Genomic DNA, 19,644 nt, shown 5'->3' with positions numbered 1-19,644 from the left:
CATGTGCGACGCCGAATGTCCGTTCTGCGGATCGCGAAAGAAAAAGACCAGAGAGCACCGGATTCCAAAGTCTTGGAAACCGTACCTTCACCTGGTGCCGGAGGTGGTTTCGACAGTCGCAGTGAAGGGCGTAATTGGCGATCCATCTGGTAGTAGCAGAAGCCAACTCGACGTTCAGTACGGAGGGATATGCGCTGAGTGCAACAACGGCTGGTTAAGAGAACTTGATGAAGCTGCAATGGCGAGAATGCTGAACCTTGCTCGGTTCATGACTCAAGAGATCCCGGCAGGTGAAGTCTTGCCGGTGATGCGTTCGGTGGTTCGGGCAGCGTTGATGACGGCCTGGGGGAAACGGGACATCGGAGCATATCCTGCTGCTTCTTTCGTCGAGTTCTTTGAGACTCGACTGCCCCCATCGGGAGCCTATGTATTCATGGGATTCACTGACTGGTTCTCCATGCATGCTGCTGGCCATCATGCTCTCTGGCCTGTAGAGGAGCCAGGGGGAGCTCACCTTGTTTCATGGGGCCTTGACCGCTTGTTCATCGTGGTTATCTTTCCAAAGGATGGCGATCAGGTGTCGGCGACGGAAGTGGCGTCCTCGCTAAGGAAAAGGGCGAAGGGTCTTCTGAAGCAGGTATGGCCAAACCCGACCGGGCGTCGTCTGAAGATTCCGTCTCAGAACGCGCATCGTATTGATCGTGAGGTCGTCAGCGGCCTTACCCAGATCAAGCCACTACTTTTCGGTGAGGAGCCGTTGGTCTTTAACCTTGACCCTGATCGAACCACTGCCCGCTATGACGGGATGAGTGAACGTGAGCTCATCGATACCTACGTCACTCGGCCAAGCAAACGGCCTCCAGAGCTCTAAAGAACGCGCTATCGCAATCCGAGCAGAACCGGTTCTCCGCCACCAACCGCAACTGAAACTCCTGGAATTCAAACTCGATCCTGGCCCGATCACTTCCTGGCTACAAAGGAATGAACGTATGCTACCGTATGTAGTTGCAAGAACATGATGATATGGAGGTGGTCACGATGCAGGGCGGCGTGATCTTGTTCCGGGGTACCGGGACGGATGCGTTGCGCTATGTGGAGGCCGACCGCTCGCGTGCTGACGACTACTACCTGTCCGACAGCACCGGGGTTCACTACACGGTGCTCGACGCCACTCGCGAGGCCATGAGTGGTCGGGTGCTGGCCGCTGACGAGTACGCGGGCTGGGTGGACTGGATCAATCCCGGTACCGGCGAGCAGATGGGTAGGCCCCGTCTGGCGGGGGTGGATCGGCAGGGGTCGCCCCGGTTCGCGGAAATGGTCATCAACGCTCCCAAGAGTCTGTCGATTGCGGCGGCGCTGCATCCCGAGGTGTCCGATACTTTGGACGCAGCACAGCAGGCCGCACTCTCAGAGATTGAGCGATGGCTCGCCCAGCACTCCGTGACCCGCGTCGGCCCGCGCGGAAAACAAGAGGTCGTGCCCGTCGAGCACCTGCAGGTCGTCGGCATCACGCACCGCACGAGCCGAGCCGGTGATCCGCACCGGCATATCCACATGCAAATCGGCACCCGGGTTTGGGCGGTGGGCAAGTGGCGGGCGCTCGATACGGCGGCGCTGTTCCGGCAGCAAGGCGCGATCCGTGCCCTCGGTACTGCCGTGATCGCAGCCAGCCCCGAACTCGCCTCGGTGCTCGACCGTCGCGGCCTCACCCTTGACCCCGTGAGCGGCGAAGTTGCCGAACTCGAACCGTTCAACTCGCTCATGTCGAAGCGGGGCGAGCAGGTACGCAAGAACCTGGAACGGCTCGAAGCCGAATGGGAGGCCGCGCATCCAGGCGAGGCGATGGGGCCGGTCGTCTCATCGCGGCTGACCGCGCAGGCGTGGGCGCACGAGCGCCCTGCGAAGAAGCCCACGACCTTGCGGGAAGAAGAAGCCTGGCTGAGTGAACTACGCGAAGCCGGCTACGACCCCGAGCACCTCGCGCGGAGGCCAACGCGTGTGCCGGTATCGACGGATGAGCTCTCGGTGCAGCGGATCGCCTCGCGTGCGTTGGATCGGTGCGCCGCAGCAGAGTCGGCGTGGACTCGCCACACCGTGCAAGAGCACGCGACCCGGATCATCACCGAGGCAGGGGTGCGCGCAACCCCCGATGAACTCCGAGAGCTGATCGCGGTTGCAACGGCGCTCGCGCTCGAGGATTGCTTCTCGATCCTCCCACCCGATCCGGCAGCGCCGGAGCATGTCGCGCACCTGACGAGCGTGCGGGTGGTGCAGGTCGAGACGGAACTGCGCGACCGCCTCACCGCCCGCATCCCCGACCGTGAGCCGGAGCATGCTGACGTGCGCAAGCACTCGGCCGCACTCGGGCAGCGCCTCGACGCTGGCCAGTTCGACGCGGCCGCAGCGGTCGCCTCGCGCGATCCGCTGGTGATCGTGGAGGGTGCCGCAGGTGCGGGCAAGACCACGATGCTCGCAACAGCTATCCGGGCCACCAAATACCGGGGCGGCAGGGTGCGGGTGGTTGCCCCGACCAAGCGCGCCGCCGAGGTCGCGCACCAGGAACTCGGCGTGCCCGCCGAATCGGTCGCCTCCCTCGTTTACGCGCATGGGTGGCGATGGAACGCTGACAGCGTATGGACACGCCTCGCCATAGGTGACACCGACCCGATGACCGGCGCAACCTACACCGGCCCACCACAAGCAGCACAGTTGCATCGTGGCGAGCGGATCGTTGTGGACGAGGCCGGGATGCTCGACCAAGACACAGCCCTCGCCCTGTTCACAGTTGCCGCCGAGACGGGCGCAACCCTCGCGCTCGTCGGGGATCGCGCGCAACTCCCCGCAGTCGGCAGGGGCGGCGTACTCGACCTGGCCGCACACATCAGGGGGTGCACGTTCGACATGGCCGAGGTACACCGCTTCGCCAACCCCGCCTATGCCGAGGTCACAGTGCGGATGCGCGACCGCCGCAACCCCGCCCAGGTGTTCGACCAGCTGCGCGACCTCGGGCTGATCCGGCTCCACGGCGACGCCGACGAACTGCGCGAACACCTCGCCACCAGCAGACAGGACGGCGAGGCCGTCACCGTCGCATCGAACGACGAAGCGGCGCGGCTGAATGACCGCATCCGACACGAGCGTGCCCGCGCGAGTCTCGTCGACGACACCACGACGGCGAGCGGCAGCGACGGTCTGAGCGTCGGGCGCGGTGACCTGATCCAGACCCGCAAGAACAGCACCGATCTGGGCGTGGCGAACCGGCAACAGTGGATCGTCCAACGAGTCGAGCAGGACGGCTCGCTGTGGGTGCGCGACGCGCACAGCAACCGCAAACGCGAACACTCGATCCACCTGCCTGCCGAGTATGTGTGTGAGCACGCCCATCTCTCCTATGCCGCGACCGCCTACGGGGCGCAAGGGGTGACCGTGCCTGCCTCGCACACTGTTCTTGGCGAGCAGATGGGCGGCGCGGTGGTCTATGTCGGCATGACTCGAGGCCGAAATGAGAACACCTTGCATGTCGTCGCTGACGATATGGCCGACGCGCGGGCGCAGTTCATCGAGGCGATGGAACGCGACCGCTCCGACCGTGGGCTCGCCGACGCGACCGAGCGTGCGGCCGAGGCGGTGCGCGGCCTAGTGAGTGATGGCCCTGGGAAGCTCGTCAACGACGAGGTTACCCGTCTCGTGCGCGAGGCTGAGCGTGCCGAGCGAAAGGCCGAGAAGTGGGAGCGCGTCGCGGAACGCCTTGACCAGCAGCACGCCACGCACAAGGCGCAGGACGGGCAGAGTACCGAGGCGATCCGCGCCGCTGAGATCCACGCAGCCCAGGCCCGCTCTGAGGCCGTCGCGGAGTTGGTGCCGCAGGCCGTCAAGGACGGTGAAATGTACCTCACAGCTGTCACCGCCGAGAGCACCGCATCGGAACGGCTCGCCACCTCGGGCAGACTCAGACGACGCAGAGCACGACAGGAGCACCAGGCCGCTACCGAGCGCACCCGCACGGTACGCGAGCGGGCGCGCGATACCTGGGGCGGACTGCCGCGCCATGGCGACAGCCTCACCGAGTGGGCGACCACCGCTGCCCAGCGGCGCTCCGAGGACGACCCGCGCGTGCTCGACGCCGCCCGCACTCTCGCTGCTGCACGGACAGAGCACGCGGCGCTCATAGACCGTCACGACCGCGAACGCCTCGCACTACTCGCGCAAGAACTGGGAGCCGAACGGGTGCGCCGCGACCCAATACGAGCACGGTTCATCCGCCCCCGCCGCGAAGCCCGCAACGCGCACGCACAGGCGACGGCGGCGCGGCGCGAAGCCGAGAACCTGCACGCCCTGCCGCACGAGGAAGCCGCCGCTCAGATAGAAGCTAAGCGTAAAGCCGCGGAACAGGTGCGGCAACTCGCCGCCGACCGAGCACGACGGTTGCACGGCGCAACCAACCGAGAACCTTCGAGCGCGCGGTCTCGACGCGATGATCCTGGTCTCGGGCTGTAATCAGTGCTCAGTCGAGACTGTCGAGGATCAGAGCCTCGTAGTCGCTGCCACCGTAGTAGACGCCATGAATCTCAACCTCATTGTCGGTGACCAAGAACGCGATCATCGCTCTTCGACGGAACCCGATCACTCGCATCCCGGGCGTCAGGTCATCCCGAGCACGGCCCCGGAGAGGGAAGTCTGCCAGATCGTCGCAGTAGTCATAGATCGAGAGCACGAATCGCTGTGCGATTTCCGGCCCAGCTTCACGCGCGATCGAATCGTAGATCGCGCGTAACTGTCTATGGGCACGCGGTGAGTAGACGACCTGATGCGTCACGAGGAGCTGTCTGCAAGGCGCTCGGCATGCCAGCGGGAGAGCTCGGCGCGCATCTCCTCTGAGCTGATGGCCCGCGAAGGATCGGCGCGCAGCTCTTCGACTGAGGCGATGACCTCGGTGCGTAGCCAGTTCTCGACTGCTTCGTCGCGCGCGAACAGTGCGCGCAAGCCATCACGCACGACCTCGCTCTCGCTCGCGTAGGCGCCAGACGCGACGCGCTCTTTGAGGGCGTCCGCCATGCTGTTGGGGAGAGTGATGCTGAGCTGCTTTGTCGTGCGCATGATCGAGCCTCGCTTTCGAGTATGACTTAATCCTACTTGAATCTTGCCCGAAGGGCTGAGAGTCCAATGTGAAGACTAGCCTTGTAGGAAACGACGGAGCTTCTGCGTTATATAGGGAGGGCAATGAACGCTGTAGAGATGATTGCCAACTACTTCTTGGTTCTTGCTGACCAGAAACCCCGCATAGGAGGCTGGGGTAGCGTCCGGAAGGCCGTTGACACAAGAGATGGCTCTTTCGTTGCGATCAAGTTCTTGTCTGGAGCAAACGACAGAATTCTTACCAAGCTTTTCGAACGAGAAGTGAGCCTGCTGCAGAAGGCGAATCGTTCCGGACACCCAAATATTGTGAGGCTCGTCGACTCTGGGGTAGATGATACATCGACCCCATACCTGGTGCTCCAGTGGGTTGAGGACTCGCTCAAGGAAGTGTTCGATTCCGAAGAACCAGCTGGGTGGGAGTTTTTCGGAAAGCACGTGCTTCGTCCTGTCGCCGATGTGTTCTCCTATCTTCATCAGATCGGGATTGAACACCGAGACCTGAAGCCCGCGAACATACTCTGGGAACCAGGCGACCCCCTCGGTTCACCGCTTCTCGCTGACTTTGGGATTGCAAAGCATCATCGGGAAGTTGATGACACATCATTGACTTTGGGACAGGCAGGAACGCCGCTATATTCTCCACCCGAGCGCGGCAGTAAGTTTCGATTTGTCAGGGATGTCTACTCACTGGCGGTTCTTACCATCCAGGGATTGACGCCAAAGAAAGACCGTGCACGGGAACTGCATGAGCTTATTCCGCGTCTTGAGTTGCTTGACCTCCCAGCTGCTGTTGATGCACTACTGCGTCAGAGTCTTGACCTTGACCCAGAGAAAAGACCACAAAACGCAAGAGAGTTCTTGCTCACCCTTGATAGAGCCTTAGCAGAAGCCGAACCGGCTACACCTCGCTTTGAACTTCGTCTTAACCTCACGAAGAGCGCAGTAGAACAACTCGTGGATGCTGGAGGCAACAGAGAGGTGGCCATCCGGTTACTTGAACAAGACCTAGTAGGTCAAACTTACGGGTCGCTCGCCTGGGACCCCAAGACACGCACAACCGATAGGTCTCGGTTTGTTCTAGTCGGTGATGCGTACCGAATTGTTGTGAAGCTCGATCCGGAGCATCGGAACTTTGTAATTCTTAGTGTCAAGTCCCCGGACTACGAGGACTTGGAAAGGGTTCGAGAGTCCGGACTTAGGCTTGATGAATTTGTGTCATGGACTTTCTCCTCCGTGTTGAACCCATTTGCACACTCCGGCAGTGAGTCTGAGTTGATCCAACGTTTGGGGGATCACCATGACGCAGTTCAAAGCGATCTGGATGATGATGACCTAGGGATGGAACTGCTGGCGGCGTGGCGCCGGGTTCTTACTGCGCGAGAAGCACTAGGTGCATCGCAAGTTGGACCCATCCGATATGGGGCAGCAGTGGCGAGGGGAAGCGACGAAACTTGTTTTGAGTTGCGCGTAGATCTTGAGGAAGATTTGCTCGGAACAGAATGGCAGATTCTAGGCGAAGGGAGTCGGCCACTCGCTAGGGGACGAGTAGTCCAACAATCAGCGGATTCACTAACTCTGCGTTGGTTTTGGCCAGCGGCGCAAATCCCAAAGACCGGCGGAACGTTGTCGTCCTATTTGGGACCGTCTCAGATCGCTATCGACCGACAAAGAGATGCGATCCAGCGCCTTGAGAGCGGCAAGGCAAAGCTGCCTGAGCTACTAGGACTGATAGCTGACCCGAGGAAAGCGCAGCCTCCAGAACTGATTCGCGGCATCGACTGGATCTCCAAGATTGATGACGGCAAACAGGCTGCGGTTGCGGCAGGAATGGGCGCCCGTGATTGTGTCGTAGTCACTGGACCTCCTGGTACAGGGAAAACGAGAATGATCTCTGAACTCGTGGCACAAGAACTGAAGCGAAAGTCCGACTCGAGAATTCTGCTAGTCAGCCAGACGCATGTTGCTATTGACAATGCGCTTGAGAGGCTCTGTGAACTTGGGATTCCGGGCATCGTTCGCATGGGGCGAGAGGATGACTCAAGGGTTGCTGCGAGTTCCAAGCAACTTACCCTAGATACTCAGCTTCAAAGTTGGGCGGCAGGCGTTCGTCAGCGGGCAGAGACGCACTTCGCTGAGTATTCGAAGAACGCCGGTATACCGACTGAGGAGTTGAGAGCGGCTATCCATTTGCAGGAATGGATAGTGACACACCGCCGTGCAGAGCATCTTTCCGAGCGTCTTAGAGAGGCGCAGGAGAACACCGACACTACGGCGAGCAGGCTGGAACTGGTCGATGATCCCGAAGAGCTGACTAAGCGTATTGTCGAGCTAGGCGAACGAGAGCTCGAGCTAAGTGCAGCCGCGAACCAGAGCCTTAATGGTGTGTTGGACCTGAGTTCAAGTCTGGATGTTGAGGAAGCGCGTGCCGCTATCGACCTGATCTTGTCGCAGGCACCGGACGGCAAGAGATTGCTTTCACTAATGGAGCTCCAAGCGGACTGGTTGCAACGAATTTCTTCCGACGAACGTTTGGCGACGGTATATCTGGCCAGTAGTAGCGTAGTTGCGGGAACGTGTCTCGGCTTCATCGGGCATAGAGCAGCAAGGGATCTCTCTTTTGATCTGTGCATAGTGGATGAAGCATCTAAGGCAACTAGCACGGAGGCGCTGGTCTCTCTCGTACGCGCGGAACGGATCGTGCTGGTGGGTGATACGCATCAATTGCCTCCGCTAGACGAGGACCTCCTTCGTCGCAAAGATCTTCTCGCGGAAAATGACATCACCCCAGAACTGGTCACCGAGACACTGTTTGACCGCATGTATAGATACCTGCCGGACAAGAATCGCTTTCGTCTGAATAAGCAGTACCGCATGATTCCAGAGATTGGAGCGATGATCTCCTCTTGTTTCTATGATGGTTGGCTCGAGTCGGCTCCCAAAGAACCGCTGCCTGGATATGAGGTTTTTGGCAAGCCGGTGCTCTGGCTAGATACCTCTCGCAAGAAGAACCGAAGGGAATCTCGAGATCAACGTACGGCCGGAAGCTATGTGAACCACTGTGAAGCAGAACTCGTTGTTTCTCGTCTTGAATCACTCGATCGGGCGATTCAGCTCGGACTGATCTCTAGCCCGCAGGGGGCGAGACTACACGTGCTGGTTATTTCACCCTACAGAAGTCAAATCGATGAGCTGCACAGAAGAATTGGACGAGTCCGGCAAGCTATTCCGAATCTCGACGTAGATGTGGAATCTGTTGATGCAGTCCAGGGACGTGAATGCGATCTAGCAATTTTCAGCGTCACGAGGAGCAACCAGAACCGGCAGTTGGGTTTCTTGGGCGAGACGTACTGGAGGCGTATCAACGTAGCTCTATCGCGAGCTCGATACGGATTGACAATCGTGGGGGATGCAGACTTCTGTGCTGAGTCGCCAGGAGGACTAAAGCGCGTCATCGACTACATACGTTCCAACGGGACTGACTGTGAGGTGCAGGCAGCATGATTTACCTTACAGATCATGATTTAGCTGAGCGATTCGGTAACGCTCGCCCTGGTCGGCAGCTCATTGCAATCGAAGATGCAGCGTTACCTGTCACTGCTCTCAGGGTCTTAGTAACCGCCCAGGAAGAAAAACCTCTCCCGCTCCTAGAAGAGTTCATTCTTCGGTCTGTGTATTCAGGTATCACGAATACCATCGCTATTGCTGATTTTCTTGGGCTTAGCTCCGAGCAGCTTGAAGACGCAATTGTGTCTCAAGTTCAAAATGGGAACCTGATCTATGAGGTTCAAAATGAACAGGTGAAGCTTGCGGCTCAAGGAAGGATTGCCGCAGTTGAGCTCATGGCGATTAGGCCAGTTGAGCAAGAGATACCCGCGTGCTTTGACCGAAGTATTTGGCGTGTTACCGAGTATCGAGAGAATGACCTGGTTACGAAGAAAGGCGCAACCGAACATGGGATGCTGTTGATACCTGCTTCTCAGACGAGTCGTATTGATGTGGAAGACCTGAAGCTCCCAGACCTAGAGCAGTTAGTTTCAAAGGGTAGAGGGAGAAGGAGGCGTCTTCAGCTGCTTTCTCTGTTGAGATCCAGGGTGGTGAAACATAGGTATTTGCCGGTGAAGCTTCTTCTGTTCTGCGACGAAGTTCAAGACGAGCCTGAGATATTGATTGTCGTCAATGGAGACGAGAGTTTCCTGCATCAGCAAGCGCTAGTGGAAAGCGGCGGGGGATCCGCGTTAGGGATGAAGCTGAACAGAGTGAGCGGAAAGGAGCGTTTGGTCTTTGAAGGTCGAGCGAATGTCGAATGCGACAAGATCACTACATTCGAACACCTCAGGTATTTGAGGGTCGCTCTAGCGGAATCAACTAGTCGAGTAGTCATCATCTCCCCGCAAATGCGGCGGAGCGTAGTCAACTCTCAGTTCTTAGTTGATCTGGAGCAGCGGCTCAAGAAGGGGGTGTCTGTCACGATCGGATTCGGCCCCTCAGACGATCTCAGTGGTTCAAGCAGGATCGCCGAAACAAAACTCCAGGAGTTGACTCGTAGATATAGCAACTTCCATCTTCTGTCTATAGAAGATGCGAGTACCAGGGTTCTCCTGTTTGATGACACTTATATTGTTTCTGAATTTGACTGGTTGTCCTTCAGGGGAGATGTCGCTAGGAGCTACAAGGTCTGCGAAGGACTAGTGGTTCAAGGGGCCGAGGCTGCGAATCAAGTTTATGAGGCTTACCGGACGACTTCGTAGAACTCTGGACAGCTAACTGCAGGGTAGGTGGGAGCGAGTTGGTGGGCCACCGTTGGGCCATTCTTGCCACGAAAAGCAACTGAAACCAACTGACACTCACCGACGGAAACCGCGTGTTTCTGCGGATCGCTTTCATATATACAGTACGGAAAAACGCCTGATCACACTGAAAATCGAAAGGTCACCGGATCGATGCCGGTCGGAGCCACGTAGCGGAGAATTACGCCGCTGCTGAACCCTCGCAAGGCTTCTACTTGCGGGGGTTCTTTCATTTTCCGGTGTGATTCCGCGAAGTTCTGTGAGAGCTGCGCTGAGTATCCCAGCCGCCTCGCGAGCGGTGCATGAAGTCATGATTTGGCCACCGCTTCTACATTGTCGAATTTCGCCAGGAAGAGGCTAAAGGTCTCACCTGCGGCCAGCACCGCCGCCTCGTTTGCCCGTGCATACAGTTCTGTCACGGCAAGGCTTGAATGCCCGAGTATGTCCTTCACGACCATGGTTGGAACCCCGGCTCCGCACATCAGCGTCGCCGCCGTATGACGCAGATCGTGCAGGTGGAGCCGCGGTGCCCCCGGTGGAAAGACCCTGACTTGATCCCGCCACTTCTTGAGTCCAATGCTGCGACTCAGGTTGCCAGAGTCCAATGCTCCGCCCCGTGGTCCGGTGAAGATCAGATCATGCGGTTTTCGGTCTTTCATCGCAGCGGTCAGAGTCTCGCGAAGCTGAGGGAGGATCGGCACTTCGCGTTCACGATGTGACTTCGTATCCCCCATCACGAGCTTGCCATTCGAGTTGGGCGATAAAGAACGGGCGACCCGGATGAGACCGCGCTCAAATTCAACGTCAGATGCCGTCAGAGCGGCTATCTCACCAAGTAGGCACCCTGTGTATGCCAAGGCTTCGATGATGCGTCTGTAGTGGCCTTCAGGGGTGAAAGTGATGAACCGGTCCAGTTCCTCGCGCGACAATGCACGTCCTGCCGGTGACTTGGCAGTTCTGCGCTTCAGTTTGAGCGAGCGAGCGGGATTTGTCGTGATGAGGCCTGCATCTACTGCGACCTCGAGTGTCTTTGAGAGTACCGCGAGCGCATCGTTCTTCGTAGAGGCCGATTTATCCCAGCGCGCCCAGGCTTGCTTGACTGTCAGGCGACCAATCGAGGTCACCGGTAGCGCACCGATGTTGTCGCGGACACGACGCCTCCAGGCGTTTGTGTAGACGTATGCGGTGCGCTCGGTGACATCAGCCAGGATCAGTTCCTGGTATTCATCCCAGATCGAATTCAGGGTGGGCGGAGCAGGTTCACCTACGGGTGGCAAAGGGTGCATGAGAAACCTTTCTGTAGTACTCAAAAGTGAGACTACAGAAAAGGGTGCGCTAGTTCAAGAATTTAAGACTGCGAATTTCCCTTGCGATCTTCTGCCCACTGCGCCATGCCTGCGGCGAAGGCAACGGGATCGACCGAAATCCCTGGAAATTCATACACATCCGGATGCTCGCCGAAGACCTCGCGGAAGAGCGCGATTCGCCGGAACACGGCTGACCTACTGAGCCCAAGTTCCTTCTGTACACCTTCGAATCCACCGCAGATTCGCCACCAGACCCAAAATCCAAAGAGGTCAAAGACCCGGGATGCGGTATAGCCCTTGTTGAGGTTCCTTAAGAATGGAACTGCTGCATGGAGGGGCGCATTGACGGCCTTGTTCGTGCGATAGAACTTCCGCCAGGCTTCTTCGAGCGCGTCTTTGGCGCGTCCTTCTCCCTCGGGGGTAGGCATGCGCTCGGCACGGAAATCTGCCACAATCAACCGCCTCTTAGTCTATTGTTGTGCGACTATCAGCTTAGGCTACGATTCCGATTAGGGACAGATGAGCGAACGTGTCATCTGGGGGCGAGAGGAACTTGAGATGAGCGAATGGGATTTTCTTCATGGCTTGGAAGGTCAGGACCTAGATGATGCGATGTCGAGCGGGGCGACAGCTGCGGAGTGGGCAATGATCGATGCGCAGGACGCAGAAGACGAAGAAGAGTAGCTCTCCCGAAATTCTCTATACAAGATCAAGATTGCCTAGTCCAGGATGGAGTCCAATGGCGGATTCGACGAAGTTTTCGAACACCAGTATTGCTAAGTTGCTCTCCGGCGAAGAGCTGAAGGTGCCTGATTTTCAAAGGAAGTACGCCTGGCTAGAGGAGAATGTTCAAGAACTCTGGAATGATCTTGATAAGGCCAGAAAGGGCGATAGGGACTACTTTTTGGGGACCATCGTTCTGGCTCAGGACGTGGGCGGCAGCGGGCGACAGCTCATCGTTGATGGTCAGCAGAGGCTAACCACTGTTGCTCTACTCTTACTCGCGATCCGAGATCGGCTCAGGTTGTTTGATCTTCAGGGTCATGATGCGGAGCTGGCTTCGTCGCTCGAACAGGACTACTTGCGTAGGTACAACAGAACAACAAGAAGTTATTCTGAGCGCCTCATTCTTAGTGCCGACGACCACCCCACATACTCAGCACTGTTGGGAGGTGATCACGCAAAGGTGCCGATTCACAGCAAGCTTTATAAGGCCTATCTCAAGCTTCAGTCACTAGTTGATTCAGTGGCACCTACAGCGGAGGACCATCAAAGGCTCTTAGACATTGACAACCACCTATCAAGTCGCGTGCAGGTCCTTACCGCAGTTACTTCTGACCTCCACGAAGCTTACGTGGTTTTCGAAACATTGAATGATCGTGGGGTGACGTTGGCTCCTGCGGACATGATTAAGAATTACCTATTTAGTCAGGCAGGTACACAGCTTGACTCGATCAAAGCGGGTTGGACTCGAATTGCCTCCAAGTTCAAGAAGGAGGGTGATTTCACCAGGTTTATTCGAGCCGAATTGATGTCGCGGGTTGGCCACGTGACACATAGGTCACTAACAAAGACTGTGCGTTCAACCATTGGTCAGGGACCCGAGAATGCTAGCCGCTATATTCAGCGGCTCGAACGAGCTCTGTTGGTCTATGAAGCTTTGAGCTCCGCTGATCATGATTTCTGGGCTGACTCTAGCGTCGAAGTCAGCAACAGCATCCTTGCGTTCAGGCGTTTTCAACTCGAGATCATCTACCCGCTTGTGATCGCAATATTCATGACCTGGCCAGACAAGGTCAAGGCAACCAAGACGTTCGTCAAGATAGCAACATGGTCGGTTCGTGCAATGGTCGCAGGCAAGCTAGGCGGCGGTGTTGCTGAAAAGGCATTTAATGAGGCTGCAAGGAACATCTCCGAAGGGACGCTGAAAAATCAAGAAGATACTAAGCGTGCGATGGCTTCGATTCTCATAAGCGATAGTGAGTTCCGAACCCATTTTCAGCAGCAGACAAACATCAGCGCATCGAGAGCAAAGTACTTCCTTGGAATGATTGAGGGCGTTGTCCGCGACCAAGCCGGTACCGAGTCAAATCTTGATATTTCCTCACCGTCTATAACCCTTGAGCATGTTAAGTCGATTGCCTCGGGAGGGGCATCTAACTCATCTATCGTGCAATCCATTGGAAACTTTGCGCTTCTCGACGGACGTGTCAATAGAAAACTTGGTCAAGCTCCTTTTGATCAGAAGGTGGAGCGATATGCCCAGTCGCAGTACTTGTTGACAAAGGAGATTGGTAAAGAAGTGGAGTGGGACGAATCGAACATAAGGAGCCGGGCAAGCCGGTTGGCGAGCCTTGCCCCTGCAACCTGGCCTGCGGAGTGAAGTCAGTAATTCTCTGAAGCCCGCATCTTCGAAAGCTAGCGCTCAACTGGTGGGAAGCAGCAGGTTTGCTTCGCAAACCCGCTGCGAAAGAGGTGTGGTCGCATGCCAGCCGGGTCACCTGGTTGTTGCAGTCATCCGGGTGAATATCTGTTCCAGCCGTACCCCAGTAGCGCCTACCGCGGCTCCCGACGGCGGCTGCGCATCCTGCCTCGCCTCCGGCTCGGCCGTCTGCGCTAGCCACCATTCGAGCCGCAGTCGGCGCTGTACCGTGCGCGTGAGCCCCGTGAACGACCACCCCGGGCGATTCTTGGTGCGGCGAGAGGCGGAGACAACCTGAGCGCGCGACCCGAACCGCTGATGCACCTTCGAATTGCAGGCCGTGGGTTCGCACTCTCGCGAGCACGGCATCGCACGTGCCGCCGCGGCAAGGCTTACCAGGTGCCGCCAGGACGCGGGGGAGTCGCCATCTGAGGCCAGCACCACATCTTTGAGGACATACCGCAGCGCTTTCGAGAGATACCAAATCGTCTTAGCGCCGTCGCCGTCAGCTCGGAACGCGTCGCATTTGGCCTGGGTGCCCCATTCGACCACGTTGCCGTCGATCTTTGAAACCGCCGTGGCGGTGCGTGCAACTTCGCGGAGTGTGGCAGGTGCCGGAGCTTCTACCCGTGCGATGCGGAGGATAACGTGAAGGTGGATCACCCCGCGATCTTGCCATTCGCGAACGACGAAGAATTCGAGAGAGTCCCACCGATCCCGCATGCGCCGCACCGTGTTTGTCCACAAAATGCCCGAGTCCCGGTTCCAGGCGACCTGGCCGGAATAGTCATAAGACCTGTTATCAAGCGGCACTCCGCGAAGCCCAGCATCCTTCGCGGAGTGAGTCGCGCCACACCTGCACCGCTTGTTACTCACTCCGGTTTTCGGCACGCGATGCACCGCGCCGAACGATGGGGCAGTGAGCGTCAGGAGATAGAACCGGTACTGCTCGACCGGCCCGTCGAACACGCCCGAGCGCGCAATTGCCGCCCAGTCCTTCGCGTAGAGATCCGAGCATGACTCGCACCGCGACTTCACCCGCGAGGCGCACCGAACCCAGATGCCCGACGGCAGCTTGACCGGTCGCGAACAGCCACGAGCTGAGACTTCCTCGGCGGTCGCGCTCATGCCGCCACCACCAGCGAAACCGGTTCGAGCTGTGCGGCGAGGCGACCGTGCAACGCGTGGCGTGCATCCTCGCGCTGACGCGCGTGCGGGTGCCCGCCACCGCGCCGCGCGGCCCGCCAGCGCCCCAAAAACCGCGAATCGTAGTCGCAGAATGTGAAACTGAAAATCGAAAGGTCACCGGATCGATGCCGGTCGGAGCCACGTAGCGGAGAATTACGCCGCTGCTGAACCCTCGCAAGGCTTCTACTTGCGGGGGTTCTTTATTTTTCCCGCATTGTTCCGCTGGATTTCGCGGTTACAGGACAGAAAAGTTTCTTGCACAACGTCCATGTTTATTTCCCTGCGACAGGCTTCGTCAATTAGGCTTGAACGCACGTACATCAGTCGTATGAGTGTTAACAGGCGCATTCACGTTCTGGATTGACTGGGCCCATCGGGGCTCGGCGTGCATCTTCAAGGGGGAAACAATGACGGACGCCGCCTATCCGAGCCGCACGCTCGCTGATGCGCCACGCGCAGACGACGGGCATTACGGGCCCGAGAGTGTCTCGTGGCGCGTATTCGCCGATCCGGGCTCAATGTTGGGCGCGAAGAACGCGGTGTTTCTGCAGATGCTCGAGGCGGGCATGATGACCCACTTCGAACGGGTCTCACTCACGAGTGAGGGTCCTGAAGCTATGGCGGCTAGGTTTGACCGCACGTCTGCCTATCTGCGCGACGCGATCTACGCAGACAAGGCTCACGCGGACGCTGCTGCGGCACATGTTGACAGGCTGCACGAACGAGCGAGCTGGACGAACCCGGAAACCGGTGAAGTCGTCAGCGCCAAACAGCCGGAGTGGCAGCGTTGGACGTGGTGGACCTACATCTGGTCGGCGGTGCGCGGCTACCAGGAATTCGGCCCCGGCCTCTCAGTGGAAGACTCGGACCGCGTCGTGGTCGAATCCCGACTCGGAGCTGAGAAGCTCTTTGTGCCCGGGCCGTACTTCGACACTTTTGCGGAACTCGACCAGTACATTCGAGATGAACTCACCACCAAGTCACTCACGATCTTTGCCGCGATGGCAGGTCACGCGCTTCGGCATCCGGACGTGAAAGGGCCAGTTGCGAAGTGGGTCACACGACGAATACTCAACGGTGTGCTCTCGCTTCTCCCTGAAAGTGCACGGCTCTTCTACGCGCTGGAAGACCGCAGTGCGAAGGAGCTGGCGCGGGGGGCCCGCTTCACCAAGTGGGTGGCAAAGCTTGCGCGCAAGAATCGTTCGGCCGAGCAGCTCATTGCCGAGGCCGTGGGGGATTCCATCGCCAAGCCGTACCAGAGAGTTCGTGTGAAGACGGCATAGAGCGGGGAATGATTCGCCACTAGTGCCGACGGACGTTCATAGCATTCTGATCAACGATCGCTTCTTTTCGAAGTACGCATGGTCAGACATGGTGCCGTTGGCCCGCTGCTCTTCGAGCTCTCGGATCGCTTCAATCACGGTGTCCTGCTGGTCTTCTCGCGTTCCGCTGTGCAGAGTGTTCTCTTCTCGAATTGCCATTCACGCCCCCTCTGTGTGTTCATGAGCAGAGTAGGTGAAGGGACTGACATTCGCTCACAGGCCATAGCATCGAAGCAAACACCCGAGGAGATTCCATGTTTTCCGGAACGAGCGCGTTTCCGCTGACTCCGCTGCGTAACGATGCGGTCGACGAGCGAGCATTCGCTGGGCTGATCCAGCGGCTCGCGGAGGCCCAAGTTGATTCCATCGCAGCACTGGGTTCCACGGGCGCTGCGGCGTACCTCACGGTTGAGGAGAGAGCTCGCGTTGCTAGCCTCACTGTCGAGCACGCACGGGGAGTTCCCGTGATCGTCGGGGTGAGCGCGCTGCGTACCTCGCATGTGCTCACCAACGTGCGTTCGGCGGAGCGAGCCGGCGCGCAGGGCTTGCTCCTCGCTCCAATGTCTTACCAACCGCTGCTCGATACTGACGTGTTCGCGCTGTTTCGTTCGGTCGTCGAGTCGACCGATTTGCCGGTAATTCTCTACGACAATCCCACAACGACCCATTTCACCTTCACTGACCAGCTGTACGCCCGCATCGCGGAACTCCCTGGCATCGCGTCGATCAAGGTTCCGGGCGTCCCCCGGGATCCAGACATGGCTCTCGCTCGCGTTCAGGAGATAAAGGCTCTTGTGCCGGAACACGTCACGATCGGAGTCTCTGGAGATGCGGTTGCGGCCGATGGATTGCTGGCCGGCTGCGATGCCTGGTACTCCGTGGTGGGTGGAACACTGCCCGACCTTGCAACGAAGATCACGCGACTTGCCCGAAGCGGTCGGACCGACGCTGCTCGTGCAGAATCCGAGCGGCTCAGGCCGCTGTGGGGCCTGTTTGGTCAAGTCCCGTGGAGTGGTGTAACCGTTTCGTGATCCTTCAAGGTTGTGGGGCTAGTTTTCGTTGTGGTCGCAGATGCTGGCGGGGAGATCGTTCGCGGCGACGTAGTGCCGCCCAGTAGTTCGGGCATCGGTGCTCATGCTGCGGCCTCGAGCTCGGGAAGAGCATGGTGCTCGATCGTTTCGGTGTCTACGAGCGTGAGGCGGCACCTCGCGAGGACGTCAAGACCGAGGTAACGGCGTCCCTCAGCCCATTCGTCGGACTGTTCTGCAAGGACCGCCCCGACGAGCCTGATGATCGCGTCGCGGTTTGGGAAGATCCCAACGACATCAGTGCGACGGCGAATCTCGCGGTTCAGGCGCTCGTTTGGGTTATTCGACCAGATCTGCTGCCACACATCTTTCGGGAACGTGGTGAACGCGAGGATGTCAGCCCGGGCAGCATCGAGGTGGTCGAACACCTCAGGGAGCTTGCCCTCGACGTAGTCCAGGAGCCGATCGAACTGCGCCTCAACACTTGTCCCATCAGGCTGGTCGTACACGGAATGCAGCATCGCTTTGACCGCTGGCCACATGCTCTTGGGGGTCACTGCCATCAGGTTCGCGGCGTAGTGTGTGCGGCACCTCTGCCACGACGTCCCGGGGAAGTTCGCCCGCATCGCTTCCACGAGGCCTGCGTGCGCGTCAGAGGTGATGAGTTTCACCCCGGTGAGGCCGCGAGCGACGAGGTCTGCGAAGAACGTGTTCCATGCCATCGTGGTCTCTGCGGTCGCCACTTGCATGCCCAGGACTTCCCGGTGCCCGTCAGCGTTCACCCCGGTCGCGACGAGCACAACAGTGTTGATCACGCGCCCGCCCTCACGAACTTTCATCGTGAGCGCGTCACACGCGACGAACGTGAAGGGCCCTGAGTCGCCCAGGGGTCTCGTGCGGAACTCGCGCACGTGCTCGTCCATATCGGCGGCCATCCGGGAAACCTGCGACTTCGACAGGGAATGGATGCCGAGGGTCTTCACGAGCTTGTCCATCCGTCTCGTCGAGACGCCGGCGAGGTAGGCGTCAGCGACGACGGTGATCATCGCTGCTTCTGAGCGTTTGCGGCGCTCGAGGAGCCACTCGGGGAAGTACGTGCCGGAGCGGAGCTTCGGGATCGCGACATCCACGGTTCCCACACGGGTATCGAGCTCGCGGGTGCGGTATCCGTTGCGAGAGTTGAGGCGCTCGGGAGAGGGTTTGCCGTACTCGGCACCGCAGACCGCGTCGGCCTCTGCAGAGAGGAGCGTGTTGATCATGGTTTGGAGCAGAGTACGCATCAGGTCAGGAGACGCGTCGCCCAGAGCGTTGGCGAGGACAGTGACAGGGTCGACAATAGAGGGAGTGGTCATCGGTGTGACACCTTTCGAGTGGGATGTGAGAGTTTCCTCGAAGGAAGATCCCGGTGGCCACGCTTACGTTTGCTGGCCGGGATCGTTACACCACTCTACGGGGCACTACTGCCTGTTTGCTGAGTGCGGTGGAAGCTTGCGCGTCGTGGCGGCGATTGCTGAGTACCTTGGTCTGGTAGCTCCGCACTGCCTGCCACTTCCGATTCAAGGTCTCTCTGATGAGCAGCGGAGACGCGTCGAGGAGGCGGTAGCGGTGCTCGACCTCAGCTAAGTGTGGCGCACCAGGGCTGCTACCATCGGTGGGTGGAACCCGCTCACCGGGTTGCGGACGAGGGAGCAGTACCCGCATCGCGACAAGACTGACTCGAAGGAGTTCGTCATGGCATGGGTCGTGTTGATTGTTTCCGGAATGCTCGAGGCAGTGTGGGCTGCAGCGCTCGCCGCCTCGAAGGGATTCACCCGTTGGCGTCCCGCCGCCCTCTTCGTCGTGTCACTGGGCATGAGCATGGCAGGCCTTGCCTGGGCGATGCTCTACTTGCCGGTGGGCACAGCCTATGCGGTGTGGGTGGGGATCGGCGCCACTCTCACAGTGATCTGGGGGGTCGTCACGCGGCAGGAGCGTCTGACACTCGCGCGAATCCTGCTCCTCCTCTTGCTGGTGGGGTCGGTCATCGGGCTTAAGGTGGTGAGCTGAGATGCCGTGGCTCGTACTGATCATCAGCGCCGTTTTTGAGGCAGTTTGGGCGACTGCGCTGGGGCTCTCCAACGGGTTCACAGAACTCGTTCCTAGTGTCGTGTTTCTGCTCGCGCTGGTGGTAAGCATGATCGGGCTGGGATGGTCGGTGCGGGTCATCCCGATCGGGACGGGGTACGCCGTATGGGTGGGGGTGGGTGCCGCCCTCACCGTGTCATTCGCGATGGTCACGGGGGCGGAAAGCGTCTCTGCTGGAAAGATCATCTTCATCGCCGGAATCATTCTTGCCGTCATTGGACTCAAGCTCGTGCCGGATTCGGCTCGCCCAAGAACAGCCATCAGGGGAGGCGGCATTGTTGAGACGGACCGCAGGGCTGAATGAGAACGCACGAACGCTAGGGAACCCGA

Annotated in this window: 18 protein-coding genes and 1 riboswitch; of the genes, 11 read left to right on the top strand and 7 right to left on the bottom strand. The window is 58.8% G+C overall.

Annotated features, from left to right (window positions below; translation table 11 throughout):
* Position 1: 1 nt before the first annotated feature.
* Entirely contained in the window at positions 2–871 is an 870-nt protein-coding gene (locus tag ACTNFJ_RS08400; RefSeq protein ID WP_435905862.1) for a hypothetical protein, read from the top strand.
* Between the two features lie 134 nt (positions 872–1,005).
* Positions 1,006–4,497 (top strand): MobF family relaxase, encoded by a 3,492-nt coding sequence (gene mobF / locus ACTNFJ_RS08395; RefSeq protein WP_435905861.1) that lies wholly within the window; start codon positions 1,006–1,008, stop codon positions 4,495–4,497.
* Between the two features lie 7 nt (positions 4,498–4,504).
* Here mobF and ACTNFJ_RS08390 read toward each other — a convergent pair whose 3' ends face one another.
* Both ACTNFJ_RS08390 and ACTNFJ_RS08385 read right to left on the bottom strand, forming a co-directional pair.
* The gene (locus tag ACTNFJ_RS08390; protein WP_435905860.1) at positions 4,505–4,816 is read right to left on the bottom strand and encodes a type II toxin-antitoxin system RelE/ParE family toxin; all 312 of its coding nucleotides are present in this window, start codon (positions 4,814–4,816) and stop codon (positions 4,505–4,507) included.
* A complete protein-coding gene (locus tag ACTNFJ_RS08385; protein WP_200130811.1) occupies positions 4,813–5,097 on the bottom strand; it encodes a ribbon-helix-helix domain-containing protein in 285 nt (94 codons plus the stop codon). Before ACTNFJ_RS08385 ends, ACTNFJ_RS08390 begins: the two co-directional genes overlap by 4 nt.
* Positions 5,098–5,220: 123 nt before the next feature.
* Here ACTNFJ_RS08385 and ACTNFJ_RS08380 point away from each other — a divergent pair, with 123 nt between their 5' ends.
* Positions 5,221–8,637: an AAA domain-containing protein gene (locus ACTNFJ_RS08380; RefSeq protein ID WP_435905859.1), complete on the top strand. Its 3,417-nt coding sequence runs from the start codon at positions 5,221–5,223 to the stop codon at positions 8,635–8,637.
* The gene (locus tag ACTNFJ_RS08375; RefSeq protein WP_435905858.1) at positions 8,634–9,884 is read left to right on the top strand and encodes a phospholipase D-like domain-containing protein; all 1,251 of its coding nucleotides are present in this window, start codon (positions 8,634–8,636) and stop codon (positions 9,882–9,884) included. The genes ACTNFJ_RS08380 and ACTNFJ_RS08375 overlap by 4 nt, the downstream gene beginning before the upstream one ends.
* 347 nt (positions 9,885–10,231) lie before the next feature.
* Here ACTNFJ_RS08375 and ACTNFJ_RS08370 read toward each other — a convergent pair whose 3' ends face one another.
* Positions 10,232–11,047, bottom strand: a complete 816-nt coding sequence (locus ACTNFJ_RS08370; RefSeq protein WP_435905857.1) for a tyrosine-type recombinase/integrase — start codon at positions 11,045–11,047, stop codon at positions 10,232–10,234.
* A 224-nt stretch (positions 11,048–11,271) separates the two neighbouring features.
* Complete coding sequence (locus ACTNFJ_RS08365; RefSeq protein WP_435905856.1) at positions 11,272–11,682, bottom strand: hypothetical protein; 411 nt, start codon at positions 11,680–11,682, stop codon at positions 11,272–11,274.
* Positions 11,683–11,749: 67 nt separating this feature from the next.
* On the opposite strand from ACTNFJ_RS08365, the gene ACTNFJ_RS08360 reads away from it, so the two are divergent.
* Both ACTNFJ_RS08360 and ACTNFJ_RS08355 read left to right on the top strand, forming a co-directional pair.
* A complete protein-coding gene (locus ACTNFJ_RS08360; protein ID WP_435905855.1) occupies positions 11,750–11,914 on the top strand; it encodes a hypothetical protein in 165 nt (54 codons plus the stop codon).
* Positions 11,915–11,969: 55 nt separating this feature from the next.
* Positions 11,970–13,613 carry a DUF262 domain-containing protein gene (locus ACTNFJ_RS08355; protein ID WP_435905854.1) on the top strand — a complete coding sequence of 548 codons (1,644 nt, stop codon included), beginning with the start codon at positions 11,970–11,972 and terminating at the stop codon, positions 13,611–13,613.
* 114 nt (positions 13,614–13,727) lie between these two features.
* On the opposite strand, the gene ACTNFJ_RS08350 is transcribed toward ACTNFJ_RS08355, so the two are convergent.
* Positions 13,728–14,780, bottom strand: a complete 1,053-nt coding sequence (locus tag ACTNFJ_RS08350) for a replication initiator (protein WP_435905853.1) — start codon at positions 14,778–14,780, stop codon at positions 13,728–13,730.
* A 467-nt stretch (positions 14,781–15,247) separates the two neighbouring features.
* On the opposite strand from ACTNFJ_RS08350, the gene ACTNFJ_RS08345 reads away from it, so the two are divergent.
* Complete coding sequence (locus tag ACTNFJ_RS08345) at positions 15,248–16,123, top strand: oxygenase MpaB family protein (protein ID WP_435905852.1); 876 nt, start codon at positions 15,248–15,250, stop codon at positions 16,121–16,123.
* A gap of 36 nt (positions 16,124–16,159) precedes the next feature.
* On the opposite strand, the gene ACTNFJ_RS08340 is transcribed toward ACTNFJ_RS08345, so the two are convergent.
* Positions 16,160–16,321 carry a hypothetical protein gene (locus ACTNFJ_RS08340; protein WP_435905851.1) on the bottom strand — a complete coding sequence of 54 codons (162 nt, stop codon included), beginning with the start codon at positions 16,319–16,321 and terminating at the stop codon, positions 16,160–16,162.
* A 95-nt stretch (positions 16,322–16,416) separates the two neighbouring features.
* On the opposite strand from ACTNFJ_RS08340, the gene ACTNFJ_RS08335 reads away from it, so the two are divergent.
* On the top strand, positions 16,417–17,193 hold the full coding sequence (locus ACTNFJ_RS08335) for a dihydrodipicolinate synthase family protein (protein WP_435905850.1): 777 nt from the start codon (positions 16,417–16,419) through the stop codon (positions 17,191–17,193).
* A 101-nt stretch (positions 17,194–17,294) separates the two neighbouring features.
* Here ACTNFJ_RS08335 and ACTNFJ_RS08330 read toward each other — a convergent pair whose 3' ends face one another.
* Positions 17,295–18,542, bottom strand: coding sequence for an IS256 family transposase (locus tag ACTNFJ_RS08330; protein WP_444711774.1), 1,248 nt, complete (start codon positions 18,540–18,542; stop codon positions 17,295–17,297).
* Positions 18,543–18,687: 145 nt separating this feature from the next.
* Between ACTNFJ_RS08330 and ACTNFJ_RS08325 the strand changes: the two genes are divergently transcribed.
* From ACTNFJ_RS08325 to ACTNFJ_RS08315, 3 genes are all read left to right on the top strand, one after another.
* Positions 18,688–18,813 (top strand): hypothetical protein, encoded by a 126-nt coding sequence (locus ACTNFJ_RS08325; protein ID WP_444711773.1) that lies wholly within the window; start codon positions 18,688–18,690, stop codon positions 18,811–18,813.
* 32 nt (positions 18,814–18,845) lie between these two features.
* Positions 18,846–18,911, top strand: a riboswitch (guanidine-III (ykkC-III) riboswitch).
* A gap of 10 nt (positions 18,912–18,921) precedes the next feature.
* Positions 18,922–19,236: a DMT family transporter gene (locus ACTNFJ_RS08320; protein WP_435907567.1), complete on the top strand. Its 315-nt coding sequence runs from the start codon at positions 18,922–18,924 to the stop codon at positions 19,234–19,236.
* Position 19,237: 1 nt separating this feature from the next.
* Positions 19,238–19,618: a DMT family transporter gene (locus ACTNFJ_RS08315; protein ID WP_435907568.1), complete on the top strand. Its 381-nt coding sequence runs from the start codon at positions 19,238–19,240 to the stop codon at positions 19,616–19,618.
* Positions 19,619–19,644 lie beyond the last annotated feature (26 nt).

It is taken from the genome of Leucobacter shiyiweii, assembly GCF_052446065.1.
GTDB lineage: Bacteria > Actinomycetota > Actinomycetes > Actinomycetales > Microbacteriaceae > Leucobacter.
This window is presented reverse-complemented; position numbering and strand designations above follow the sequence as displayed.

Coding starts and splice junctions, on each gene's coding strand:
- ACTNFJ_RS08315 (WP_435907568.1), top strand. CDS start 19,238: ATGCCGTGGCTCGTACTGATCATCAGCGCCGTTTTTGAGGCAGTTTGG.
- ACTNFJ_RS08375 (WP_435905858.1), top strand. CDS start 8,634: ATGATTTACCTTACAGATCATGATTTAGCTGAGCGATTCGGTAACGCT.
- ACTNFJ_RS08320 (WP_435907567.1), top strand. CDS start 18,922: ATGGCATGGGTCGTGTTGATTGTTTCCGGAATGCTCGAGGCAGTGTGG.
- ACTNFJ_RS08340 (WP_435905851.1), bottom strand. CDS start 16,321: ATGGCAATTCGAGAAGAGAACACTCTGCACAGCGGAACGCGAGAAGAC.
- ACTNFJ_RS08400 (WP_435905862.1), top strand. CDS start 2: ATGTGCGACGCCGAATGTCCGTTCTGCGGATCGCGAAAGAAAAAGACC.
- ACTNFJ_RS08350 (WP_435905853.1), bottom strand. CDS start 14,780: ATGAGCGCGACCGCCGAGGAAGTCTCAGCTCGTGGCTGTTCGCGACCG.
- ACTNFJ_RS08360 (WP_435905855.1), top strand. CDS start 11,750: ATGAGCGAACGTGTCATCTGGGGGCGAGAGGAACTTGAGATGAGCGAA.
- ACTNFJ_RS08380 (WP_435905859.1), top strand. CDS start 5,221: ATGAACGCTGTAGAGATGATTGCCAACTACTTCTTGGTTCTTGCTGAC.
- ACTNFJ_RS08355 (WP_435905854.1), top strand. CDS start 11,970: ATGGCGGATTCGACGAAGTTTTCGAACACCAGTATTGCTAAGTTGCTC.
- ACTNFJ_RS08345 (WP_435905852.1), top strand. CDS start 15,248: ATGACGGACGCCGCCTATCCGAGCCGCACGCTCGCTGATGCGCCACGC.
- ACTNFJ_RS08335 (WP_435905850.1), top strand. CDS start 16,417: ATGTTTTCCGGAACGAGCGCGTTTCCGCTGACTCCGCTGCGTAACGAT.
- ACTNFJ_RS08330 (WP_444711774.1), bottom strand. CDS start 18,542: ATGACCACTCCCTCTATTGTCGACCCTGTCACTGTCCTCGCCAACGCT.
- ACTNFJ_RS08385 (WP_200130811.1), bottom strand. CDS start 5,097: ATGCGCACGACAAAGCAGCTCAGCATCACTCTCCCCAACAGCATGGCG.